Origin of the sequence: Lacunisphaera limnophila (assembly GCF_001746835.1) — a bacterium.
Lineage (GTDB): Bacteria > Verrucomicrobiota > Verrucomicrobiia > Opitutales > Opitutaceae > Lacunisphaera > Lacunisphaera limnophila.
This window is the reverse complement of record NZ_CP016094.1, coordinates 3,307,494-3,329,745: the sequence shown is the minus strand read 5'-3', so window position 1 is coordinate 3,329,745 and position 22,252 is coordinate 3,307,494. Positions and strand designations below refer to the sequence as shown.

Below are 22,252 nucleotides of genomic sequence, written 5' to 3'. Positions count from 1 at the left end.
GGGTCCGGCCGTGAATCAAACGAACGGGTCGAGTTCCTCAGCGGGTGCCGAGCGCGGTGCGGAGCTGCTCGCGCACACCCTCGGGCTGACGGGCGATCTCACTCTGGCAGATCTCATACACGCGCGGATGCGCCAGGGCCTTTTCCGCCAGGGCCATGCGCACCTGCGTGCCGAGCACCGGCTGATCAGAACCCAGCGCAGCGAGCACCTTGACGATGTGCTGCGGGTTACCGCTGGCGAGGAATGCGCCCCACTGCAGGTTCAGGGAGGAGACCGACTGCACCGGGGTCTCGCTCAGCACCGGCTGCTGCCAGGCCATCAGGTTCTCCACATCGGTGCGGATGTCGGCACTCGTGCCCTGGGCCGCTTGACGAACCACCTCGACGCCCTCCGGCAGGCCGGAGTACCACAACGCGGCCGCCACCAGGCGCTGGTGGGCGGCCGGCAGCTGGCGGAATTGATACATCCAATCGGCCGCCCGGTCCGGGTTTTGCGCAAAAACCGCGCCCAAGAAGCCGATGGCGGCGGCCGTCTGGCCTTCCTGCTCGAAGTGGCCCGAGCGGCTCAGCGCGTAGACCGCCGGGACCACCTTGTCGGCCTCCGGATTAAGATAATAGTTTTCCATCCAGCCCGACCAATCGGTCGTGGCGGCGGCGACCGGCGCAGCGGCGGCCAGGGTGAGAGCGAGGCTCAGCCCGCTGATGAGGAGTTTGGCGTTTTTCATGGGGGTATGTTGAGGGTGCTAGCTGACAGATGGGTTAATCCTGCCACGGATCAGCAGGAGGTATTTCTAATACGATAGGACCGGAGGGCCGACAGTAAAGCCGGCAGCCGATGAAAAGATTTCATTGGGTGCGTGGCACTTGCGCATGCTTCGTGCTGCAGCAACGGGCACACTTGAAAAAGAGATTTCTTATCACGGCACTGGGATTGGCAGCCGGAGGTTGCGTCGCCTTCGCTTTGTTTTTTCCGCAGCCCGAATCAGCGAAATCCACGCCGTCGGCCCCGCGCCCACGCGCGGGAACTCCGGTTCAGACCCTCGTGGTCGAGTCTGGCCCGGTGGAGGAATCCATTGTCGCAACCGGGACCGTGCGCGCCGAGGAGAGTGTCGATCTGCAGCCCGAAACCTCCGGCAAACTTCTGCGCATCCATTTTGCCGAGGGCTCACGCGTGCACGCCGGCGACCTCCTCGCGGTGATCAACGACGCCGACCTGCGCGCCTCCCTCCAGCGTGCCGTCTATCGGCAGGAACTTGCCGAACTCAAGACCCGGCGTATTACCGCCCTCGTTGACCGGGGTGGCGTACCTCAGCAGGAATACGACATCGCCGCCAGCGAGGTCAGCGTGCTCCGGGCCGAGGTCGAGCTCATCAAGGCCCAGCTCGCCCGTACCGAGATTCGCGCCCCGTTCGACGGGGTCATCGGCCTGCGCAGCATCAGCGAGGGTGCCCAGGTCTCCCCCACCACGCGCCTCACTACGCTGCAGGACCTGCGCCGCATGAAGGTCGACTTCACCGTGCCCGAAAAGCATGCCGCCGTGCTCGTCCCCGGCAGCCGCGTGACCTTCGCGGTGGCCGGTTCGGACCGGGTCTACACCGCCGAGGTGTACGCCGTCGAACCACGTCTCGACGAGGTCACCCGCACCCGGTTGATCCGGGCCCGCGCGCCCAATCCCGATGAATCGCTCATCCCCGGCGCTTTCGCCCGGGTCACCGTGCCCATCATGCGCCACGAGCACGCCGTCATGATCCCGACGACCGCGCTCGAGGCCGAGGCCGGGGAAAAATCGGTTTTCGTCGTCGAGGATGGCAAGGCACGGCGTCAGGTCGTCCAGACCGGCCTCCGGCGCGCGGACTCGGTGCTCATCACCGCCGGCCTGCATCAGGGCGATGTCGTTATCGTGGCCGGCACGCAATTGGTCCGCGCCGGCGCCGCCGTCGACTCTTCGCCCGTCCGCTGACCGTCATGCGCCTGCACGAAGTCTGCATCCACCGGCCGGTCTTCACGATCGTCCTGTCCACCGTAGTGACCCTCCTGGGCCTCATCGGCCTGCGCCTGATCGGGATCCGCGAATATCCGGCGACCGACTCTCCCGTCATCTCCATCAACGCGAACTACAGCGGCGCCAACGCCGAGGCGATCGAGGCGCAGATCACCGAACCCATAGAGGAAGCCGTCAACACGGTCGCAGGGGTGAAGTCACTCACTTCGACCAGCCGCGACGGCGCCAGTCGCATCCGCGTCGAATTCGAGCTCGGCGTGGACCTTGATGCCGCCGCCAACGACGTGCGCGACCAGGTGGGGCGCGCCGTTCGTCTCCTGCCACGCGACGTCGACCCTCCCTTCATTTCCAAGGCCGACGCCGACGGCGGCACCGTGCTTACCTTCGTGCTGCGCAGCGCCGGTCGCGACCTCATGTCGCTCACCGACGTAGCCGACCGCGTCAAGGAGCAGCTGCAGACCATCGCCCAGGTCGGCGCCGTCGACATCCTCGGCGAGAAACGTTACTCGATGAAGCTGCGCCTGAACCCCGACCGGATGGCCGCCCACGGTCTCACCGCGCTCGATGTCCAGGCCGCCGTGCGCCGCGAGAGTGTTGAGCTGCCCGGCGGTCGCATCGAGAACAGCCAGGCCGAGATGACCGTGCAGGCCGTCGCCCGCCTAGCCACGCCGGAACAGTTCAACCGCATGGCCATCCGGACGTCCGGCGACCAGGTGGTGCGCCTCGGTGACATCGGGACCGCCGAGCTTGCCCCGCTCAACGAGCGGATTTCCTTCACCCTGCGCGGCGTACCCATGGTGGGCCTCGCGCTGCGGGCCCAGCCGGGCGCCAACCAGATCGCCATCGCCGACGAGGCCTTCAAACGCCTCGAGGCCCTCCGGCAATCCCTGCCCCCGGATGTCACCCTGGAGATCGCTTCCGACAACACCCGCTTCGTGCGCCACGCCATCACCGAGCTGCGGGAGACCATCGTCCTTGCCCTCCTGCTGGTGGTCGGCGTGATTTACCTCTTCCTCGGCTCCTGGCGCGCGACCCTCGTGCCCGCCGTGGTGATCCCCATTTCACTGATCGGCGCCTGCTTCGTGATGTATGTCTGCGGCTTCTCGCTGAACGTGCTCACCCTGCTGGGTCTCGTGCTCGCGGTCGGCCTGGTGGTCGACGACGCCATCGTCGTGGTCGAGAACGTCCACCGCAAGCAGGAGGAAGGGCTCGCCCCGCTCGAGGCCGGGGCCGAGGGCACACGCGAGGTCTTTGTGGCCGTGATCGCCACCTCCCTCGCCCTGATCGCCGTGTTCTCCCCCATCGTGTTTCTCCAAGGCGCAACCGGACGCCTGTTCCGGGAGTTCGGCCTGGTGATCGCCGGCTCCGTGGCCATCTCGGCCTTCGTCGCCCTCACCCTCACCCCGATGATGGCCGCGCGCATGGGCCACGCCCAGGTCAGCCAGGGCCGGATCGTCGGTGGATTCAACGCCCTCGTGCAAAGGCTCCGCGACGCCTACCGCCACAGCCTCGTCTGGATCCTGCCGCGGCGCTGGGTCACCGCGGCCGTGCTGGCGGGGAGTTTTGTGCTCATCGCGCTGTTCTACCGCAACCTGCCGTCTGAGCTCGCACCGTTGGAGGATCGCAACCGCGTGACGATTTCCGCGACCGGCCCCGAGGGCGCTTCCTACGACTACATGCTGGTCCTCATGGAGGATCTGGCGAAACGCATCGACCGGGACACCCCTGAGGCCGCCCTCATAAACTGCCAGGTGCCCGCCTCCGGCGCGCGCAGCGGCACCGGGGTCGCCAACACCGGCCTCATCGAGCTGGTGCTGAAGCCGAAATCCGAACGCAAAGCCTCCCAGGCGGACATCGCCGAACGCCTCACCCGTCTGACGCGCCGCACCCCGGGCGCGCGCTTCAGCGTCTCCCAGGAGCCGAGTATCGGCAACCGCCGCGGCGGCAACGCCGTGCAGTTCGTGGTCCGCGCCACCAACCTCCCGGAGCTGCGCGACGGACTGCCCACATTCATGGAGGCGCTGGAGAACGAGCCCGCCTTTTCCAGCGTGGAGGTGGATCTGAAGTTCACCCGGCCGGAATTGCAGGTGCGCCTTGATCGCGAACGCCTCCACACCATGGGAATCTCTGCGACCGATGTCGCCCAGACGCTGCAAACCTCACTCGGAGCCCAACGCGTGGGCTACTTCAACCGTGACGGACGTCAGTACGAGGTCGTGCAGCAGGTCGCGGATGAATTCCGCACCGATCCCGGCATCCTCAGCCAGCTCAGCGTGCACGCTCCCGGAGGAAGGCTGGTGACCCTCGACAACCTGGTCGAGGTCGATGAAGCCATCGCCGCACCCCAGCGCTTCCGTTACGACCGCCAGATTGCAGCGACCGTGTCGGCCCGTTTGGCGGCGGGCTACACCCTCGAGGACGGTATCAATGCCATGAACCGGGTGGCCGCGTCCACGCTCCCGGCGGGCCTGAATACCGCGCTAACCGGTGGCGCCTTGGAATATGCCGAGAGCCGCTCGAGCCTGCTCATGAGCTTCGGTCTGGCCCTGGCCTTCGTATTCCTGGTGCTCGCCGCGCAGTTCGAAAGCTGGCGCGCCCCGTTCGTCATCATGCTCACGGTACCGCTCGCCCTCGCAGGGGCGCTCGGTGCGCTGTGGGCCTGCGGCCAGACCATAAACATTTTCAGCCAGATCGGCATGATCATGTTGGTGGGCCTCGTGACGAAGAATGGCATCCTCCTCGTCGAATTCGCCCAGCAACGCCAGCACGCCGGGGTCGCGCCCCGCGAGGCCGTGCTCGAGGCCGCCGACCTGCGGCTGCGCCCCATTCTCATGACGACCATCGCGACCATCCTCGGCGTGCTGCCGATCGCCCTCGCGCTGGGCGCCGGGGCCGAGAGCCGTGTCTCGATGGGCATCGGCGTGATCGGCGGCCTCGTCGTCGGCACCGCGCTGACGCTCTATGTCATTCCGTCCGTCTACTTGCTGTTGACCGGGTGCGACCAGCCCGCCACCGCGCCGGCTCCCACCACTCCTATCTTGCCCACTTTGGCCCCCGCGGAACACCGCGCCTGAATCCGAACCTACCATGTCCCTCCCCCTCGAATTGAAGGTCAACGGCCGCGCGTGCCCGGTGACCGACCATCCCGACACCCCGCTGCTCTATGTCCTCCGCAATGCCCTCGGCCTGAAGGGACCTCGCTTTGGCTGCGGACTCGCCCAATGCGGCGCTTGTACCGTCCATATCGATGGCGTCGCGGTGCGCTCCTGCGTGCTCCCGGTGGGCATCGTCGGCGGAGCGGAAGTAACCACCCTCGAAGGCCTCGCCCAGGACGATAAGCTGCACCCCGTGCAGGCTGCCTTTGTGGACGAACAGGCCGCCCAATGTGGCTACTGTATCAACGGCTGGATCATGACCGCCGCGGCATTCCTCCGCACCAACCCCCGCGCCACCGACACCGAGTTGGCCGAGGCTCTCAGCGGACTGCAGTGCCGCTGCGGCACGCACATGAGCTTGCTGCGGGCAGTCAAGCGAGCAGCCGCCACGCTGGCGGCGGAGGCCGCATCATGAACGCCCCCGATTCCCGTTGGACCCGGCGCGGCTTTCTGCACGCCACCGGCGTGCTCCTCGTCTCTTTTGCGCTTCCGCTGCGCGGCGCCGAAGACGACGAGGGCGGCGACAGTGGCCCGTTGGTCGATCCCACGAAGCTCGACTCCTGGCTCGCCGTGCAACCCGATGGTCGCGTGCTCGCCTCCGTGGGCAAGATCGAGGCTGGCATGGGTGTCAGCACCGCCTTCGCCATGATCGTCGCCGAGGAGCTTGATGTCCCCCTCGACCACGTAACCCTGCGCATGGGTGACACCGCTACCACTGTCGACCAGCGTGGAACCGGCTCCAGCAATGGCATCATGCAGGGTGTGCCCGCGTTGCGCCAGGCCGCGGCCGAGGCCCGCCGCGAACTAATCGCCCGGGCCGCCGCGCGCTGGGGCGTTTCCGCCGACGCCCTCATTGTCTCGGCCGGCGTGATCCGCTTGCGCTCGGATCTGTCCCGCTCCGTGACCTATGGCGAGCTGATCGGCGGCCAGCGTTTCGAACTGACGCTCACGGATACCGCCACACCGAAACCGCCGACCGACTACACGATCGTGGGCCAGGCCGTCCCGCGCACGGACATCCCGCCGAAGGTAACCGGCGCGTACACGTACTTGGTGGATCTGAAGCTGGACGGCATGGTGCACGGCCGGGTGATCCGTCCGCCCCACGCCAACGCCCACCTAGTCGCGGTAGTCCCGGGCCAGGATTTCCCGGGCCTGGTGCGGGTCGTAACCCGCGGGGACTTTGTGGCCGTCGTCTGCACCGAGGAATACCAGGCGGTGCGTGCCGCCGAGCAACTACAGGTGAAATGGACCGACGGCGAAGCGCTTTTCCCGGAAAGCTACTCCGCCCTGTATGCCCACCTCCTTGGCGCAACCCCGAAAAGCTCCCAGACCGAGAAGGGGGCCACCGGTGATATTGAGGCCGGCCTGGCTGCGGCCGCCACGAGGCTCGAGGCGATCTACGAATATCCGTTCCAATCGCATGCCTGCATGAGCCCGGGCTGCGGCGTGGCTGACGTGCGCGCCGACGGTGTGACCGTCTGGATGGGCGGCCAGAAGCCCTACCCGCTCCGCACGGCCGCCGCCGGCTGGCTGAATCGACCGGCCAGCGACGTACGCGTGATCTGGCTGCCGGGGCCCGGTTCCTACGGCATGAATGACGCCGACGACGCCGCGATGGATGCCGTCATCCTATCCGAGGCCGTTGGCCGCCCGGTGCGCGTGCAATACATGCGTGCCGACGGCACGGCGTGGGATCCGAAAGGACCGCCCATCACTGTGCGCCTCCGCGGTGGACTCGACGCACAGGGCGCGGTCCTCGCCTTCGACTACGAGGCCCGCGGCTTTTCCGGCCGGGTGCGCCCCTCCAGCACGTCGGAACCGGGCGATGCCCTGTCGGCCCAGCTCATCGGCGGTCTGCCGACCAAGAGCACCGACCGTTTTCAATTCTCCGCCGAGTCCTACGCTTTCCCCCACAAGCGGAAGGTTTCCCACCTCATCCCGTGGGAACACACGCTCAGCACCGGACTGCGCACGGCACACCTGCGTGACCCGGATGGCATGGCTGTGTGTTTCGCCAGCGAGGGTTTCATCGACGAACTCGCGGCCATCGCGGGCTCCGACCCCGTTGCCTTCCGTCTGAAATATCTGAAGGGTGCCCGCGACCGGGCGGTCGTGCAGGCCGCCGCGGAACGGGCCGGTTGGGACACGCGGCCATCGCCCAAGCCGGACCAGAGCGGCCCGTGGCGCACCGGCCGGGCATCGCCTACGCGCCGCGCAATGGCACGATGGTGGCGCTCGTCGCGGAAGTAGCCGTCAACCTCGAGTCGGGTGAGCTTAAGGTGAAGCGCTTTGTCGTGGCCCACGACTGCGGCCACGTGATCAACCCAAGCAGCCTGCTCGGCACGATTGAGGCCAACCTGGTGCAGGGCTTGAGCCGCACCCTGCACGAGGCGGTGCAGTTCAATGCACGCGAGGTCCTCAGCCGGGACTGGGTGACATACCCGATCCTGAACAGCACCGAAACCCCCGGCGCCGTTGACGTGGTCATGCTGAACAACCGCCCCGACACCAAATTGTACGGTGCGGGCGAGCCCGCCACCCGCCCCGTGGCGGCCGTGATCGGCAACGCCCTATTCGATGCCACGGGCGTCCGCGTCCGCACGATTCCCTTCACCCGCCCGGCGCTCGTCGCTGCTTTCCAGGCCGCCGGCGCAGTTCCCGCTTAGATCCGGAGGTTTGGCCGGCTTGATGGCCTGTCGGGGTGGTGCTTCCACCGACCTGAGGCGCACGGTCGTCGCAGCGGCGAACCAACGACAACGCACGGAGGATCAAGCACGCTCTACTCAACCGGAATCCCCAACCCGAGGATTGAGGGGAATAGGCGTCGGCCTCGAACCCCATGTTCGTAATACGAACATGACGAGCTCGTGCTGTTCCCGCGCGTCGGACCCGCGGCCGGTGGTCAAAAGAAACAGGCGGTGGTCTTGCGACCACCGCCTGAAACCCAGTAAATGTCTCAAACAAAGTACCCCGTCGGCGCGGAACTCACCGGTCGAGCCAGCGGACCACGCTGTAGGTAGCCGAGGCCAGTTGCTGCGGCAGCTCGACGTGGCCGTAGTGCGTCATCAGCGGATCCCACACGATGAGGCGGATCTCCCCCTTCGGATTCACCCGGCGATATTCGTTGGCGAAGAAGACCTCGGTGCTCTTCATCGGATCTTCGGGCACCCAGTGGTTGCGGTCGTAGTGGGCGACCGTCCAGACCATGCGGTCATAGCCGTCCATCTTGGTGTAATGGGTGGAGAACAGCTCGGCGCTGACCTCCTCGAGGTTCACTCCCCAGGGATTACCGGTCTTTACCAGGATCTGCTCGATCGAATACTCGATCCAGCCCTTGAGGTCGATTCCGCCGCCGTGTTCGATGCTTTGAATCTGCTGCTTGAACTGCGCCCGGCGGCGTCCCTCGGCCACGATCCACTTCTCCGCGATCTGGTAGGTGGAGTCGCCGGGTTCGTAGAGCGGATTCAGCCAGCGACTGTACCCGCCCGAGTACCCCTTGGCATCTCGACGGGAAAGCTTGTGCAAGGGCGTGCGCTCGCGCGGTCCGGGCGGCGTGCTCCCGGCCGCGACCGCCCGGGCCGGACGGGCGGAATCTTCACCGGCTGACACTCCCTCGCGAGCCTCACGAACCCGGTCCAGACGGGCCGGGCCACCTGACCCCCAGCCGAGGTACCTCCCGTTGGTCCGCGCCCGCAGTTCGGGATCGTTGTTGGCCAGCATTGCCATTTCACCGGAGGTCGAGTGACCGATCAGCAAAAGGTCTCCCGTCGTGTTCTTCATCAGCAGCTGCTTCAGGCCCTTCATCACGTTGGTGTTCGTGAGAAGACAGTTCCGGAGTTCGTATTCCTCCATCGAGAGCTCCTTGTCCAAGAGGTAGGCCGGTTGGCGCAGCTCACTCTTCACCGGCTCATCCCACCCGCCGTATTTGAAATTGCCCGGGATGGACACAATCATGACGTTGAGCTTCTGGGCGAGAAACTGGCCCCAGCCCGGTCGGTTCTTCAGGTCCACATAGAACTCATACACGTTGGCGGCACCGCCGTTCATGATCACGAGCCACGGGTACTTCTTCGCCTCGGGATCGAGCGAGGTCAGGCGCAGGCCGGTGATATCCCAATCGAGGTTATAGTGCTTGTAGCGCTCAACGCACCACTTCGCCTCATAGCCGAGCGAGGCGGCGGGGATCTTCTCCAAGTCCCGCGGATCAAAGGCCCCGCCGGGGGCCGCGAGGGCCAGGGCGGTGACCTGCTTGCCGCCGTCGGGCAACTCGAAGCCCGCCCCGAGCGACATGAAGGACGGCGTGTCCAATGACACGTACACGGACTTCGGGTCATCGAGGAGTGCCCATATCTTCTTTTCAACTTCAGGCGTCGCGAGGGCGGTGCCGGCCAGCAGGCAACCAATGGCGGCCAGCGTAAAAATACGGAAGGGTGATTTCATGTTAGAGTGTTGCGAGCGGTTCAGGAGCCCTGTTTCATCATCCAGTCGACGACATCGACGACACCGGCGGCGAGTTGCTCGGGGAGCTCGACGTGACCATAGTGGGTCATGTTCAGGTCCCAGCCGATCACCCGGACCTTGGCCGTCGGGTTGCGCCGAAGATACTCCTTGGCGAGGGTGACGTCGCCCCCCTGCCCCGGGTAAAGCGCGTTCCAATGGCCGTCGAGTTTGGCGACACACCAGACCATCGTGTTGTACCCGGTGGTCGGGGCGAAGCTGGTCGAGCAGAGATCCTTCTGGACATCCTCGACGTTGATCTTCCAGGGATTGCCGGTCTTGGCCAGGGCCCGCTCGATGGCGACCTCGACCTCACCCTTCATGTCAAAGTTGTCGCTGTGCTCGAGGTCCTGCAGCGGCTGCTTGAAATTCGCGCGGCGCCGACCTTCCGCATCGAGCCATTTCGTGGCGATGGTGAAGACCGAATCACCGGTCTCATAGAGCGGGTTGAGCCAGCGACTGTAGGTGCGGGCGTAGACCGTGGGGGTGCGACGGGCCATGACGTTCATCCAGAACGGGCCGGGCTCGGTCCACTTGCGCTCGCCACCTTCGCCGCCACCGCCCCCGGTGAGCGTGGGCGGAGCCTTGTAGTCGGGATTGGCGGCCTTCTGGGCGGAGACCACCGCCTTGAGGCTGACCGGGCCACCCGAGCCCCAGCCGAGGTAGCGGCCCTTGAGGCGGGCCTTGAGCTCGGGATCGGTCTCCGCCAGCGCGGGCAGCTCGCCGCCGGTCGAGTGTCCGACGATCAGCAGGTCGCCGGTCGTGTGGTTGACCACCAGTTGCTTCAGGCCCTGCAGGATGACCTGGAAGGTGAAGACCGAGTTGTAGACCAGCTCCTCGTCGTCCGTGAGATCGCGGTCGAGCAGGAACGCGGGCTTGCGGGTTGCGATCGGCTCGGCCCAGCCGCCATATTTGAAATTACCGGGGATCGAAACGATCAGCACATTGAGCTTCTGGGCGAGGAACTGGCCCCAGCCCGGCCGGTTCTTCAGGTCGATGAAGAACTCGTAGATGTTGGCCGCGCCGCCGTTGAGGATGAGGACCCAGGGCTTGTTTTTGGCCTCGGGGTCGTTGCTGGTCAGGCGCAACCCGCCGATGTCCCAGGGCAGGTTGTACCGGGTGTACCGCTCGACGAACCAGTCGGCCTTGTATCCGAGAATCTTCGGGTCGACCTTCGCGAGATCCCGCGGGTCAAAGGCGCCGCCCGGGGCGGCCAAGGCGAGGTCCGTGACGGTTTTACCGCCGTCGGGCAGCACGCCCATGTCGAGGGCGCGGAAGTCGGTCTCGGAGAGCATCACATAACTCGTGGGCTGGTCGAGCAGCGAGGCGATCTTGCCGCCCGAGTAATCGGCAAGAGCCGGGCCGGCGGCGAGCGCCAGCGTGAGGACGGAAAAAAGGGATTTCATGGTGGTGGAGCGAAAGGGGCTTATTTGTACCAGCGCACGACGCTGTAGAAGGCGGCCGCGAGTTGCTGGGGTTTCTCAACGTGGCCGTAGTGGGTCATGGGCAGGTCCCAGACGATGATGCGGACCTTGGCGTCCGGGTTCTTCAGGCGAAATTCCTTCGCAAGGAAGACCTCCCAGCTGTCCATCGGGGTCTCCGGCACCCAGTGGTTGCGGTCGTAGTGCGCGACGCACCACACCATCTGGTTGAAGCCGTCCATGCGGGTGTAGGCGGTGGAGAACAGGTCTTTCTGGACCTCGTCGATGTTCACGCCCCAGGGATTGCCGGCCTCGGCGAGGAGCACCTCGATCTGGCGGGTGACATCCCCGATCCGGCTCCAGCCGGCGGCGGAATGCTCGAGGTCCTGCAAGGGCTGCTTGAACATCGGGCGACGGACACCCTCGGCGGCCATCCATTTCTCGGCGATCTGGTAGGTGGAGTCGCCGGCCACGTAGAGCGGGTTGAGCCAGCGGCTGTAGCCACCGCTGTAACCCGAAGCACTGCGGCGGTTGAGTTCGTGCAGGGCCGGCGGCTTGCGCTCGCCGCCGTAACCGCGGCCCTTTTCCGGCTCCTTTACGGCCCGGATGGCGTGGACGCGGGCGGGACCACCCGAGCCCCAGCCGAGGAAACGGCCCTTCAAACGGGCGGCCAGCGCCGGGTACTCATAGGAGAGGAAAGCCAGTTCGCCGGAGGTCGAATGGCCGATCATGAAGAGATCGCCCGTCGTGTGCTTCATCATGAGCTGCTCGAGGCCGTGCATGATGAGACGGTTGGTATAGATGGCGTGGCGGACGTTGTTCTCGGCCATCGGGAGATCCTGGTTCAACAGGTAGGCCGGCTGGCGGTCATTGCTCTCGATCGGCTCTTTCCATCCGCCGTATTTGAAATTGCCCGGAATGGACACGATCATGACGTTGAGCTTCTGGGCGAGAAACTGGCCCCAGCCAGGCTGGCTCTTCAGGTCCACGTAGAACTCATAAACGTTGGCGGCGCCACCGTTCATGATCACCAGCCACGGGTACTTCTTCGCTTCCGGATCGAGCGAGGTCAGGCGCAGACCGGTGATGTCCCAATCCATATTGTAGAACTTGAAGCGTTCCACGCACCACTTGGCCTCGTAACCGAGGGTGGCGGCGGGAAACTTCTCCAGATCACGCGGATCAAACGCCCCGCCTGGAGCAGCCAGCGCGAGCGCGGTGACCTGCTTGCCCCCATCCGGCAATTCGAAGCCGACGCCCAAGGACAAGAAGTCCGCCCCCGGCAAGGAGGCGAAGATCTTGTCCTGGTCGAGCAAGGCATGGATTTTTTTCTCCACGGCCGCCGGATCGGCGTGCAACGGGGAGGCGATCGCCAGCAGGGCGACCACGGGACAAGTCAGGAAAGTAGATAAACGGGCCATGGGAAGGGAGCGAGGGACGGTTGAAAAAGAGTCGCGCCGGTCCCGGAAGGAGACCGGCGCGGGAGATCAGAAGGCGCGGCTGATGGTGAATTGGTAGCGGCGCTCGGGATTGACCGTGAGCAGCGTCTCGCTGCCGTTGCCGCCACTGCGGGCGCGGAAGCTGACGTCATCGGTGACGTTGAAGACGTCGACCTTGGCGCGCCAGTCGCCGAGCCGGTAGAAAAGGCCCACGTTCACCGTCCGGGTCGGCGGGAGCTTGAGCAGCTTGAAGCGGCCCGAGTAGGTCGAGGCGAAGTAGTTTCCGCTCAGCGTGAAACCGAAGCCGCTCGCATGCGTATAGATCGTGTTCAGGCCGAACTGGTTTTCCGGGACGCCCTGCTTCACATCGTATTGCACCGCTACTTCCTGCGGCACGACCAAGTTCAGCTTGCCGCCGTAACCGAAGGCGTCGGCGTAGTAGATGATCTGACCGGTGGCGGGATCAACGACATCCTTGAATCCGAGCCAGCTGGCGTTTAGCCAGATCGTACCGGCCGTGATGGGTTCATAGGTGGTACGCTGCACCAAGGCATAGGCCGAGGCGGAGAATGCCTTGTTCGGCACCCACTTGATTTCCATTTCGGTGCCTCGCGTCTTCGTCGATGAGACTTCGGCACTAATGATGGAAGAATCGGAATTAGGGCTGACGTCGGTGCGCGTCTGCTCGAACGCCGCGACCGTGACAAAGACGGTATTCTTCAGGAGGCTGGTCTTGATGCCAGCCTCGAGGATTTCGCCTTCACCGATGTGGCCGGCGTTGATCACCGCGTTGTCGAGGCTATTGTTGTTCGACTCCAGAGTCAGGCTGGACCGTCCGATGGTCGCATAAGGCACGACCTTCGGAATGCCCTTGTAGCTCAAACTGGCGCTCCAAGAGCCGCCGCGGTCCCAGCCCTTGGCGTATTCGTCAGCCGTATTCATGCGGCCGGGATTGGCAGAAGTGCCAGTGTTGGCGTTGAAAGAAGCGACGTTGAGATTCTCAGCCTCTGAACCGTCGATACGACCGCCGACCATGACGTTCAGCTTGGAGAACAGGTCGATGTCGAGGAGCACGCCGCCGCCAACCTCGGTGTACAGCGTGCGATACCGGCTTGTCCAGGGGGCACCGTCATTGTTGATGTCGTTGTTCTCGAAGGCGTGCGTGAAGTTGTCGTACACCGCGACTGGCAGCGTGGCGTCGACCCGGTAGCCGCCGCCGAAGTCACCACCCCAGCGGTAGCCGGTGGAACGCGTGCCGCGTACGTTGGCGGACACAAGACTGTTGACCTCAACCCAGTCCGGCAGTCGGGTGAAACGCTTGGTCATCGTGAACTTGTTCTCGATCACGTAGACGTCCTGTTTGCCGCCGCTGGGGGTGTTGGAGACCTTGTACTGGTCCTGGCTGTCGAAGAAGAGCTGGTTTTTGAAACCGAAGTCCGGGTCACGATCGTAGATGAGGTCGATGTAACCCACGATGAACTCGGCCTCCAGGTCGCGCTCGTAGGCGCTAGCGCGGCTATAGTCGACGGTGGCGGTGCCCACCGTTCGGGGATCGAGCACGAAGCCGATCGGGAGCTGGGCGGAAGTCGGCAGCGGCGAACCCACGCCTTGGGCGCGCAACAGACCGGTCGGATCAGCTGCGGGATTGGCGACGAGGTAGTCGTACATGGTCCGCGGGATGCCGGCCACGGTCGGGAAGGAACCGAGCGCGTAGTAGTTGCCGTTGGGATCACGCGGCCAGTTGAAGCGCTGGCTCAGCGGGGCGTTGTTGCCGCTCAGGTTGCCCCGCACCGGGGAACCGCGGTAGAGTTCGTAGTAACCGACGGACCCGTTGCCGTTCGCGTCGAGATTCTTCAGCGGCACACCGGTGATGACGGTGCCGTTGTCGATCCAGTCCTGCGTGATGCGGCCAGGAAAACCACCCGCCGTACCACCAAGCTGGTAGCTGAATCCGGATTCGAGGCGCATCTTGCCGACGGCGTCATCGAGACTCACCGCGGCCTGCATGATCTTCTGCGTCACCCCAACATCCTGCACGAAGGCGTCCGAATCTTCCACCAGGCCATATACATAAAAACCACCCTTCTTACCCGCGACCGACAGGGGGCCGCCATAGCCAAAGGTGGCCTCGAACTTGTTGTAACTGCCCAGCGTGAGCTGCATGGTACCCTCATTCTCGGTGAGATAGGCGCCCGTCTTGGCGCGGCCGGCCTTCGGCACCATATTGGTGTAGCCGCCAATCTTGCCCATGCCGTAGATCGGCGAGGGCGGGCCCTTCACGACCTCGATCTGGTCCATAGCGGCGAGCACCGAGCGACCGTGACCCTGGAGGTTGATGCGCTTCATGCCGCGGAAATAGGTGTCGGCTGGGACGTTTCGGACGTCGATCGCGCCTTGGATGCCGAAACGGGTGACCGTGAAGACGCCGGGCACCACGCGCACGAGGTCCTCGACGGCAGAGAGCGACATCTTGTCGATTACGTCGGCACTAATGACCGAGACCGAGCGCGGAGTATCCAAAATGGTCTTGTCGAATCCGAAGGCCGATCCGTTCGGCGTGGTCGGCATCACGCCGAGGGGATCGTTGACATTTCCATCGGTGACAAATTTCTCCAATACAAGGATCGGCTCGGCCGGCTTGGTGGTGTCGGCGGGCTTCACTTGGGCAAGGAGCGCCGCGGGGGACAGCATCAGGGCTGAAACGAACAACGCGTGGATGGGTCTAGACTTAGCCTTCATGGTTTCGCAGGTGGTTTGGTGTGTAGTGTCTGACAGGCTCTTGTTTAGCACCCGCGGTGCCACCGCTAGCCGGCGCGCCTCGCTATGAATTCTTTTCTTAAGGACCCATGGAACCCAGCCAGCGCAACGGCTTGACGCGCACCGGCGCGCGGCGCGGCGCGAGCGGCCGGCATCCGCAACGATGACCAATGCCATTTTTGCGCCGCTGCGCCGGCGGGTGCGGAGCGCGACGACGCCATGGAACCATGTCGGTGACGCCGGGAACTTCACCCACCCTGCCCGTTCCCTCGGCGGCGGGGGCACTCCTCCCTTGACTTGCCGCCGGTCGGGTTTGTGCTGGCGCGACCCCGCCCCGCCCCTCGATGACTCTCCTTCGCCGCGCCTGGCTCGAACTCGGCAACTTCGCGGCCCGCGACGGCCGCGCCACCTACCTCTGGCCCCGCTGGCTGGTCTTGCGGGCCATCGGTATCGTGTACCTGCTCATCTTCTGGGGCATTCACACCGAGGGCCGCGCCCTGATCGGTCCCGACGGACTGGCCCCGGTCGAACGCTTCTGCGCGCACCTGCGCGAGGTATTCCCCCACCCGCTCGAGCGGTTCATCCGCGCCCCCAGTCTCTTCTGGGTCAGCTCCGGCCCCGGCATGATCACCCTGCTCACGTGGACCGGGCTCGGCGCGGCGGCGGCACTGGTGCTGAACCTGTGGCCACGCATGGCCCTGTTTGCTTGCTGGGCCTGCTTCTTATCCTTCGTTTCCACCTGGGGCTTGTTCTCCCCCACCATCATCGACCAGTTGATGCTGGAGACCGCGCTGCTGGCCATCGTCTTTGCGCCCGCCGGGCTGCGGCCCGGACTGGGCGCGTCCCGCCCGCCCAGTGCCCTCGCGGTCTTCATGATGCGCTGGCTGCTTTTCCGCATCATGTTCGGCTCCGGGCTGATCAAGGCCTTCGCCGGCGACACCCACTGGCGCGACTTCACTGCCTTGGATGTGATGTACGAAACCAGCCCGGCCCCGACGATCCTCGGCTTTTTCGACCACCAACTGCCCCATGCCTGGCACGTGGGCGAGATCGGCCTGACCTTCGCCGCGGAGTTGCTGGCTCCGCTGCTCGCCGTGTTCGGTGGGGCGCGGGGACGCTGGGTGGCGCTGGGGCTCTGGGTCGCCCTGCAGGGCGGCATCCAGCTGACCGGGAATTTCGGCTGGCTCAACACCGCGGCCATCGCCCTTGGCCTGTTGCTGCTCGACGACCAGATGTTGGCCGCCGCCGCCCGCCGTTTGCGCGCGTCACGCCTGGCCGCCTGGTTCGAAGGCGCCCCGGCCGCCAAGGTGGCGCCGTCCCGCCGCTGGATGCACCATGGGCTGACCGCGCTGCTTTGGCTGCACTTCGGCTTGGGCCTCCATGCGTTCGTGGTCGAGGCCACGGGCCGGACCGTGATCGGCAAGCCCGACCCTCGCGAACGCCCCGTCGACTACCTGTTCCGCGATTTCCGCCTCGCCAACGCCTACGTGCCCTTCGCCAGTTTCCCTGCCACCAAGCTCGAGGTCGAATTCGCCGGCTCCAACGACGGCGGCGCCACCTGGCGCCCCTACCTTTTCCATTACAAACCACAGCTCGAAGATCGGATCTCGCCGTTCCTCGCCCCGCGCTTCGCCCGCTTCGAATCGTCCCTGCAGCTGGCGCTCTACGAGCAGTCCCCCGTGCTGCCGGGGGTCGCCCGGCAACTGCTCCGGCGCAACCCCGACGTGATGGGCCTCTTCCGCGACGACCCGTTCGAGGATCGGCCCGCCACGATGATCCGCATCGTGGTCTTTGAATTCAAATTCACCGACCTGCCCACGTGGCGGGAAACCGGCCGGTTCTGGACCAAGGGCTATGTCGCCGACTTCACCCAACCCCTCTCCCTCGACGCGGACGGCAATCTCACCGGTCCGCCCCCACCCGCTCCGCCCGCCGGTTGACTAATGGCTTCCGGCGCTGTCTGATGGTGCGGATGACGGTCACGCCCCAGGAAGATTTCGCTACCCGCCTCGACGCTGCCGTCAGCGACGGTACCTTCGCGCGCATCACCCTGGGCAAGCCGCGAGGCGAGGACCCCACGCTGCAGAAACTCATCGTCCGGCCGGTGACCCTGAAATCCGGGCCGCATCTCTCCTTCGTCTGGCGCCACGATACACGCGACCTGACCAAGAACCTTCCGCCCGCCGAGGCTGTCCGCGAGATCAGCCGGCTGATCGGCACCGTGTTCCACAGCGCCCACCTGGCAACCACCCGGCAAAGTGCCCAGCTCGAGTTCAACCGGAAGGGTGAACCCCGCCTGCACCTCGGCCGGGCCGTCGAGCCGCCGCCCGACACCGCCCACGACCGCGCGAAGCCCCGCTTGCTCGCACCCGATGCGCAGGACTGGCTGCAGGCGCTGGGCGTCACGAACGCCGCCGGCATCGTCCGTGAGGGCATGACCGACAAACACCGTCAGATCCACAAGTTCACGGAAATCCTTAGCCACCTCGTCGCGGAGGCTCCTTTGGCCGCCGACCGGCCGGTTGAGATCACCGACATGGGCTGCGGCAAGGGTTACCTCACCTTCGCCACCCACGACTACTTTGATCGCGCCCTGCAGCGCTCCGCCCGCATCTGCGGCGTCGAGGCCCGCCCCGAACTCGTCACGCTCTGCAACCGCATCGCCCACGACACCGGCCGCACCAAGCTCTCCTTTGTCGGTGGCACCATCCAGGAGGCCGAGCTCCCGGACCCCGATGTACTCATTGCCTTGCACGCTTGCGACACCGCCACCGATGACGCCCTCGCCCGCGGCGTGAAGGCAGGTGCCACACTCCTCGTCGTCTCGCCCTGCTGCCAGAAGGAACTCCGTCCGCAGCTGCACGCCGCGCCCGTGCTCGCCCCCGCCCTGCGCCACGGCATCTGGCAGGAACGCCACGCCGAGTTCGTCACCGACGCCCTCCGCGCCCTGCTCCTCGAGTGGGCCGGCTACGAGACCAAGGTGTTTGAGTTCATCTCGACCGAGCACACCGCGCGAAACCTGATGATCGCGGCCACCAAGCGCCCCGGCCTCGCCCGCGATGAGGCCACCGCTGCCAAGGTCCGCGACCTCGCCGCGTTCTACGGCATCAAGACCCAGGCCCTTGCCCGGCACTTGTCCTTTGATTTCTGACATGGACCTCACCCTGGCGTCCCTTGATGTCCCGCGCGAAGGCCGCAACGACCGCCCAGCCCAACTCCTTTGCGTCCGTGTCGAATTAGGCGCGATGCTCACCACCGTAAAACTCGCCCCTTGGCCGGCATGAATTGGGAATCCCTCGACTGGGAGGTGCTCGATCGCCTCCGTGAAACCTTTCTCGCCGGCGACAAAACCGGCGGGCCCTACTGGCATACGATCACCGACCTCGAGTGCTACGACTTCACCTATGGCGAGCGCATCGGTTGGAAATGGGACGCCATGCTCCAGGAATTGAAGCGACGCGGCTGGTCCGCCCCGACCGGCGGCACCGTGCTCGACTGGGGCTGCGGCAGCGGCATCGCGGGCCGGCGGGTGGTCAATTTTTTCGGCCCGCAGAATTTCACCCGGCTGCAACTCCACGATCACTCGGACCTGGCCATGGATTTTGCCGAGCATTACGGCCGCAAGGCCTTCCCGGGACTGCCGGTGGACCGGGCCACTTACCGTGACCTCAACGGTGACGAGCCCATCGGCCTCCTTGTGGTCAGCCATGTTGTGAACGAGCTGACCGATATCGCCCGGGCGGAACTGACCGCGCTCTGCGCCCGCGCCCAAGCCGTGCTTTGGGTCGAACCCGGCACCCACGAGGTCAGCCGCTTGCTTGGCGGCTGGCGCGAACAGCTCCGGGATCAATTTCAGGTCATCGCGCCCTGCCCGCATCAGGCCACCTGCGGCGTGCTCACGGCCGGCAACGAGCGGCACTGGTGCCACTTCTTCGCGCCCCCGCCCGTGGGCGTCTACGCCGACTCGGGCTGGGTGCGTTTCGGCCAGCGCGCCGGTATCGACCTCCGTTCCCTGCCTTATTCCTTCCTGGTCCTGGAGCGGAAAACGCCCGTTGCCCTCGGCAATCCACCCATCCCCGCCCCCTCGGTCATGATTGGCGAAGCCAGGCACTACAAAGGCTACGCCAAGATCTTCAACTGCGACGCCGGCGGCGTGGCGGAGCTGATGCTGCAGAAGCGCGACGCCCCCCTCCTCTTCAAGGAACTCAAGCATGGCGCCGGGCCCTCCCTGCACCACTGGTCCCACGAAAACGGCCGGATAACCCGGATTGAGTCGCCGTAACTATTGTCCATGCCTGCGTGTTCCTAACTGGAGCGGCCTTCCCCGGAACCCAAACCCATGACCGCCGTTCCCATTTCTCCCATGATCACCCTGCGCAATATCGAGAAGGTCTATCCGCTCAAGGGCGGCGTGTTCTACGCCCTCCGCCACATCAATCTCACGATTCAAGAAGGAGAATTCGTGTCCATCATGGGCCCGTCCGGATCCGGCAAATCCACCTTGCTGCATATTCTTGGCCTGCACGACAGCGCCTGGAACGGCGAGTACGACTTGGTGGGACAGCCCGTGCACCAACTCGACAAGAAGAAGCGGTTTGAACTCCAGAAGAAACACATCGGCTTCGTCTTCCAAAGCTATCACCTGCTCGACGACCTCACAGTGTACGAGAACCTGGAAATTCCCCTCTCTTATCGCGACATGCCCAAGAAGGAGCGCGAGTCCGTGGTGTGCGACGTCCTCGACCGCTTCGCCATCGTCGGCAAGAAGGACCTCTATCCCAACCAGCTCTCCGGCGGTCAGCAACAGCTGGTCGGCGTCGCCCGCGCCCTCGTGGCCAAGCCCTCGCTCATCCTGGCGGACGAGCCCACCGGCAACCTCCACTCCGACCAGGGCCGCGAGATCATGCGCCTCTTCAAGCAGCTGAACAGTGAAGGCACGACGATCATCCAGGTCACCCACTCGGCGGAGAACGCCACCTTCGGCTCCCGCGTGATCCGTCTGGCCGACGGCATGATGGTGCCTTAGTCCCCCTTTCTCCTGAGGGATCGGCTGGCCGGCCAGGGCCGATCCCACTGCCTGTCCTGCCTTGCTTGGAAACAGCCACCCGCGCCCGCCCATGAAACCGCTGCTCCTCCTCATCCTGCTCCCACTGTTCCTCCTGGCCCAGCCCGCCACTCCCCCGACGCTCTACGCCGTGCGCCTCACCACCGGGCCGGCCTGGGATGCCGCCAAACCGCCCCACGACCAAGCCGGCATGCGCGAGCATTCCGCCAACATCGCCCGCCTGCGCCGCGAGAGCCTGCTCGTTCTCGGCGCCCGCTTCGGCGAACTCGGCCTGCTGGTCCTGCGCCTGCCCGACGAGGCGGCCGTCCAGTCCCAGCTCGCACCCGACCCGGCCATCGCGGCCGGGGTGTTCAAGGTCCAGATCGACGTCTTCACCCCCTTCGCCCACGGCACCACCGCCTGGCTCACAACGCCCGAGGCCGTCCTGCTGCGCGCCTACCTCGAGGCCTTCAACCGCCACGACGCCGTCGCCGTCGCCGCCTTCTGCGCGGAGGATTTCACGTGTTATTCGGTGGATGGCGGCCAGACCTCGACGGATGCCACCAGCCGCGCCCAGCTCCGCGACTGGCTCGTCGGCTACTTCAAATCCTTCCCGACCGTGCGCTCCGAATTTCTCTCCGTCGAACAGACCGGGCCCTACCTCACCGTCCGCGAGCGCCCCTCGTGGGATGACAAGGAGGGCAAACGCGTCTCCCAGCAGGCCCATGGCGTCTACGAGATCCGCGACAACCACATACGCCGCGTCTGGTATTTTCCCTCGGTGAAGGACGCGCCCGGGGCCGCCTCAGCCAAGTAGCTGTCGGTCGGCGTCTCCGCATGCCGGCTGGCGGGGTTCGGAAACCCCGCGCTACATTTCCGAACTGCGGCTTGTGGCGATGCGTCCCGCCGGTCACGCTCCTCTTCCATGATTCCGACCCTCGGCTACATTCTTCTCGGCCTTGTCGCCGGTTTCGCCAGCGGTTGCTTTGGCATCGGCGGCGGCATCGTGATCGTGCCAGTGCTGATGCTGGCCTTCAAGGTCGACTACCATGTGGCGGTCGGCACCTCCCTGGCCATGATCATCCCGATCTCGCTGGCCGGCAGCGCCGCCAATTTCAGCCTCGGCAAGATCAACTGGCCGATCTTCTGGGCCTGCGCCGTCGCCGGTGCCGTCGGCGCGGTGCTCGGCTCCCTGTTCATCCAGAAAATCCCGCCCCTGTACGCCAAGCGCGCCTTCGCGGTTTTCCTGCTCTACGCCGCCGCGCGGTTGTGGACGAAGTAAACCGGCCTGACGCCACCTGGCCCGGGCCCCACCCGAGGAATTGGAATTGTGCTGCGTCCGGCCGCCGGCTTGGCTGGTGCGGCATGACCCCGCCCTTACCCCGCCTGGCCCTGGTTCTCTCCCTGCTGCTCGCCTCGGTCACCCTGCCGGCCCTCCCGGCCCAGGAAGCCGCCCAAACCCAGCGCCCCCGCTTCATCTACCTGCTGAGCCTCGTCGAGCGCCTGCACACGGACGCCGGCTGGACCAAGGCCGATGAGGAGATCATCAGCCGCCACTTCCGCCACCTGAAGGCCGCCACCGAACAAGGCCAGGCCATCGTCGTCGGCCGCACCCTCGAGGCGGGCGACAAGACTTTCGGCCTCGTGATCTTCGAGGCCGACAGCCCCGAGGCCGCCCAAACCTTCGCCGAGAGCGACCCGGCCGTCACCGGCGGCATCATGACCGTCGAAGTGCGCCCCTTCGCCTTGGTCCTGATGCGGAAAATGTAGCCACCCGGCGTTCCCATTTTCGGGATGGCGAAATCCCGACCCCGACCAAACCACCCCCTGCGCGCCGGCTTTGATTTATCGTTACTCACTGATAGATAGCTAGCTGCATTTATTCGGATGGCTGGCACAAGGGTTGCAAAGAGGCGGCATCCCTATTCTCGATGT

17 protein-coding genes are annotated in these 22,252 nt (G+C 65.4%); 12 read left to right on the top strand and 5 right to left on the bottom strand.

The annotated features are described in order from the left end of the window. Positions 1-37: 37 nt before the first annotated feature. Positions 38-724 carry a hypothetical protein gene (locus Verru16B_RS13880; protein ID WP_069962839.1) on the bottom strand — a complete coding sequence of 229 codons (687 nt, stop codon included), beginning with the start codon at positions 722-724 and terminating at the stop codon, positions 38-40. Positions 725-1,041: 317 nt separating this feature from the next. Here Verru16B_RS13880 and Verru16B_RS13875 point away from each other — a divergent pair, with 317 nt between their 5' ends. From Verru16B_RS13875 to Verru16B_RS17930, 5 genes are read left to right on the top strand one after another with little or no spacing between them, the layout of a single operon-like run. Further along, positions 1,042-1,959 carry an efflux RND transporter periplasmic adaptor subunit gene (locus Verru16B_RS13875; protein ID WP_157772416.1) on the top strand — a complete coding sequence of 306 codons (918 nt, stop codon included), beginning with the start codon at positions 1,042-1,044 and terminating at the stop codon, positions 1,957-1,959. Positions 1,960-1,964: 5 nt separating this feature from the next. Next, positions 1,965-5,075 carry an efflux RND transporter permease subunit gene (locus tag Verru16B_RS13870; RefSeq protein WP_069962837.1) on the top strand — a complete coding sequence of 1,037 codons (3,111 nt, stop codon included), beginning with the start codon at positions 1,965-1,967 and terminating at the stop codon, positions 5,073-5,075. A 13-nt stretch (positions 5,076-5,088) separates the two neighbouring features. Further along, positions 5,089-5,571 (top strand): (2Fe-2S)-binding protein, encoded by a 483-nt coding sequence (locus Verru16B_RS13865; RefSeq protein ID WP_069962836.1) that lies wholly within the window; start codon positions 5,089-5,091, stop codon positions 5,569-5,571. Beyond that, entirely contained in the window at positions 5,568-7,409 is a 1,842-nt protein-coding gene (locus Verru16B_RS13860; RefSeq protein ID WP_083270355.1) for a xanthine dehydrogenase family protein molybdopterin-binding subunit, read from the top strand. Before Verru16B_RS13865 ends, Verru16B_RS13860 begins: the two co-directional genes overlap by 4 nt. Further along, positions 7,340-7,825 carry a molybdopterin cofactor-binding domain-containing protein gene (locus Verru16B_RS17930; protein ID WP_083270354.1) on the top strand — a complete coding sequence of 162 codons (486 nt, stop codon included), beginning with the start codon at positions 7,340-7,342 and terminating at the stop codon, positions 7,823-7,825. The genes Verru16B_RS13860 and Verru16B_RS17930 overlap by 70 nt, the downstream gene beginning before the upstream one ends. Positions 7,826-8,144: 319 nt before the next feature. Here Verru16B_RS17930 and Verru16B_RS13855 read toward each other — a convergent pair whose 3' ends face one another. From Verru16B_RS13855 to Verru16B_RS13840, 4 genes are all read right to left on the bottom strand, one after another. Beyond that, positions 8,145-9,599 carry a hypothetical protein gene (locus Verru16B_RS13855; RefSeq protein WP_069962835.1) on the bottom strand — a complete coding sequence of 485 codons (1,455 nt, stop codon included), beginning with the start codon at positions 9,597-9,599 and terminating at the stop codon, positions 8,145-8,147. Between the two features lie 20 nt (positions 9,600-9,619). Continuing rightward, positions 9,620-11,062, bottom strand: a complete 1,443-nt coding sequence (locus Verru16B_RS13850) for a hypothetical protein (protein WP_069962834.1) — start codon at positions 11,060-11,062, stop codon at positions 9,620-9,622. Positions 11,063-11,082: 20 nt separating this feature from the next. Next, positions 11,083-12,498, bottom strand: coding sequence for a hypothetical protein (locus tag Verru16B_RS13845; protein ID WP_157772415.1), 1,416 nt, complete (start codon positions 12,496-12,498; stop codon positions 11,083-11,085). 66 nt (positions 12,499-12,564) lie between these two features. Then, positions 12,565-15,207 (bottom strand): TonB-dependent receptor plug domain-containing protein, encoded by a 2,643-nt coding sequence (locus tag Verru16B_RS13840; RefSeq protein WP_069962832.1) that lies wholly within the window; start codon positions 15,205-15,207, stop codon positions 12,565-12,567. Between the two features lie 410 nt (positions 15,208-15,617). On the opposite strand from Verru16B_RS13840, the gene Verru16B_RS13835 reads away from it, so the two are divergent. The 7 genes from Verru16B_RS13835 to Verru16B_RS13805 all read left to right on the top strand — a co-directional run bounded on the left by Verru16B_RS13835 (position 15,618) and on the right by Verru16B_RS13805 (position 22,087). After that, positions 15,618-17,213 (top strand): lipase maturation factor family protein, encoded by a 1,596-nt coding sequence (locus Verru16B_RS13835; RefSeq protein ID WP_069962831.1) that lies wholly within the window; start codon positions 15,618-15,620, stop codon positions 17,211-17,213. Between the two features lie 32 nt (positions 17,214-17,245). Continuing rightward, entirely contained in the window at positions 17,246-18,424 is a 1,179-nt protein-coding gene (locus Verru16B_RS13830) for a class I SAM-dependent methyltransferase (protein WP_069963758.1), read from the top strand. Positions 18,425-18,553: 129 nt separating this feature from the next. Then, on the top strand, positions 18,554-19,555 hold the full coding sequence (locus Verru16B_RS13825; protein ID WP_069962830.1) for a small ribosomal subunit Rsm22 family protein: 1,002 nt from the start codon (positions 18,554-18,556) through the stop codon (positions 19,553-19,555). A gap of 81 nt (positions 19,556-19,636) precedes the next feature. Beyond that, positions 19,637-20,299, top strand: a complete 663-nt coding sequence (locus tag Verru16B_RS13820) for an ABC transporter ATP-binding protein (protein ID WP_069962829.1) — start codon at positions 19,637-19,639, stop codon at positions 20,297-20,299. A gap of 91 nt (positions 20,300-20,390) precedes the next feature. Next, positions 20,391-21,134 carry a nuclear transport factor 2 family protein gene (locus tag Verru16B_RS13815; protein ID WP_069962828.1) on the top strand — a complete coding sequence of 248 codons (744 nt, stop codon included), beginning with the start codon at positions 20,391-20,393 and terminating at the stop codon, positions 21,132-21,134. A 108-nt stretch (positions 21,135-21,242) separates the two neighbouring features. Continuing rightward, on the top strand, positions 21,243-21,599 hold the full coding sequence (locus tag Verru16B_RS13810; RefSeq protein WP_069962827.1) for a sulfite exporter TauE/SafE family protein: 357 nt from the start codon (positions 21,243-21,245) through the stop codon (positions 21,597-21,599). 83 nt (positions 21,600-21,682) lie between these two features. Next, complete coding sequence (locus Verru16B_RS13805) at positions 21,683-22,087, top strand: YciI family protein (protein WP_083270352.1); 405 nt, start codon at positions 21,683-21,685, stop codon at positions 22,085-22,087. Positions 22,088-22,252: the final 165 nt, after the last annotated feature.

What these genes read in the sequence shown, in the direction of transcription:
- Verru16B_RS13820 (WP_069962829.1), top strand. Translation starts at nt 19,637, where the DNA reads ATGATCACCCTGCGCAATATCGAGAAGGTCTATCCGCTCAAGGGCGGC.
- Verru16B_RS13810 (WP_069962827.1), top strand. Translation starts at nt 21,243, where the DNA reads ATGATTCCGACCCTCGGCTACATTCTTCTCGGCCTTGTCGCCGGTTTC.
- Verru16B_RS13845 (WP_157772415.1), bottom strand. Translation starts at nt 12,498, where the DNA reads ATGGCCCGTTTATCTACTTTCCTGACTTGTCCCGTGGTCGCCCTGCTG.
- Verru16B_RS13850 (WP_069962834.1), bottom strand. Translation starts at nt 11,062, where the DNA reads ATGAAATCCCTTTTTTCCGTCCTCACGCTGGCGCTCGCCGCCGGCCCG.
- Verru16B_RS13855 (WP_069962835.1), bottom strand. Translation starts at nt 9,599, where the DNA reads ATGAAATCACCCTTCCGTATTTTTACGCTGGCCGCCATTGGTTGCCTG.
- Verru16B_RS13805 (WP_083270352.1), top strand. Translation starts at nt 21,683, where the DNA reads ATGACCCCGCCCTTACCCCGCCTGGCCCTGGTTCTCTCCCTGCTGCTC.
- Verru16B_RS13870 (WP_069962837.1), top strand. Translation starts at nt 1,965, where the DNA reads ATGCGCCTGCACGAAGTCTGCATCCACCGGCCGGTCTTCACGATCGTC.
- Verru16B_RS13880 (WP_069962839.1), bottom strand. Translation starts at nt 724, where the DNA reads ATGAAAAACGCCAAACTCCTCATCAGCGGGCTGAGCCTCGCTCTCACC.
- Verru16B_RS13865 (WP_069962836.1), top strand. Translation starts at nt 5,089, where the DNA reads ATGTCCCTCCCCCTCGAATTGAAGGTCAACGGCCGCGCGTGCCCGGTG.
- Verru16B_RS13860 (WP_083270355.1), top strand. Translation starts at nt 5,568, where the DNA reads ATGAACGCCCCCGATTCCCGTTGGACCCGGCGCGGCTTTCTGCACGCC.
- Verru16B_RS13830 (WP_069963758.1), top strand. Translation starts at nt 17,246, where the DNA reads ATGACGGTCACGCCCCAGGAAGATTTCGCTACCCGCCTCGACGCTGCC.
- Verru16B_RS13825 (WP_069962830.1), top strand. Translation starts at nt 18,554, where the DNA reads ATGAATTGGGAATCCCTCGACTGGGAGGTGCTCGATCGCCTCCGTGAA.
- Verru16B_RS13840 (WP_069962832.1), bottom strand. Translation starts at nt 15,207, where the DNA reads ATGCTGTCCCCCGCGGCGCTCCTTGCCCAAGTGAAGCCCGCCGACACC.
- Verru16B_RS13815 (WP_069962828.1), top strand. Translation starts at nt 20,391, where the DNA reads ATGAAACCGCTGCTCCTCCTCATCCTGCTCCCACTGTTCCTCCTGGCC.
- Verru16B_RS13835 (WP_069962831.1), top strand. Translation starts at nt 15,618, where the DNA reads ATGACTCTCCTTCGCCGCGCCTGGCTCGAACTCGGCAACTTCGCGGCC.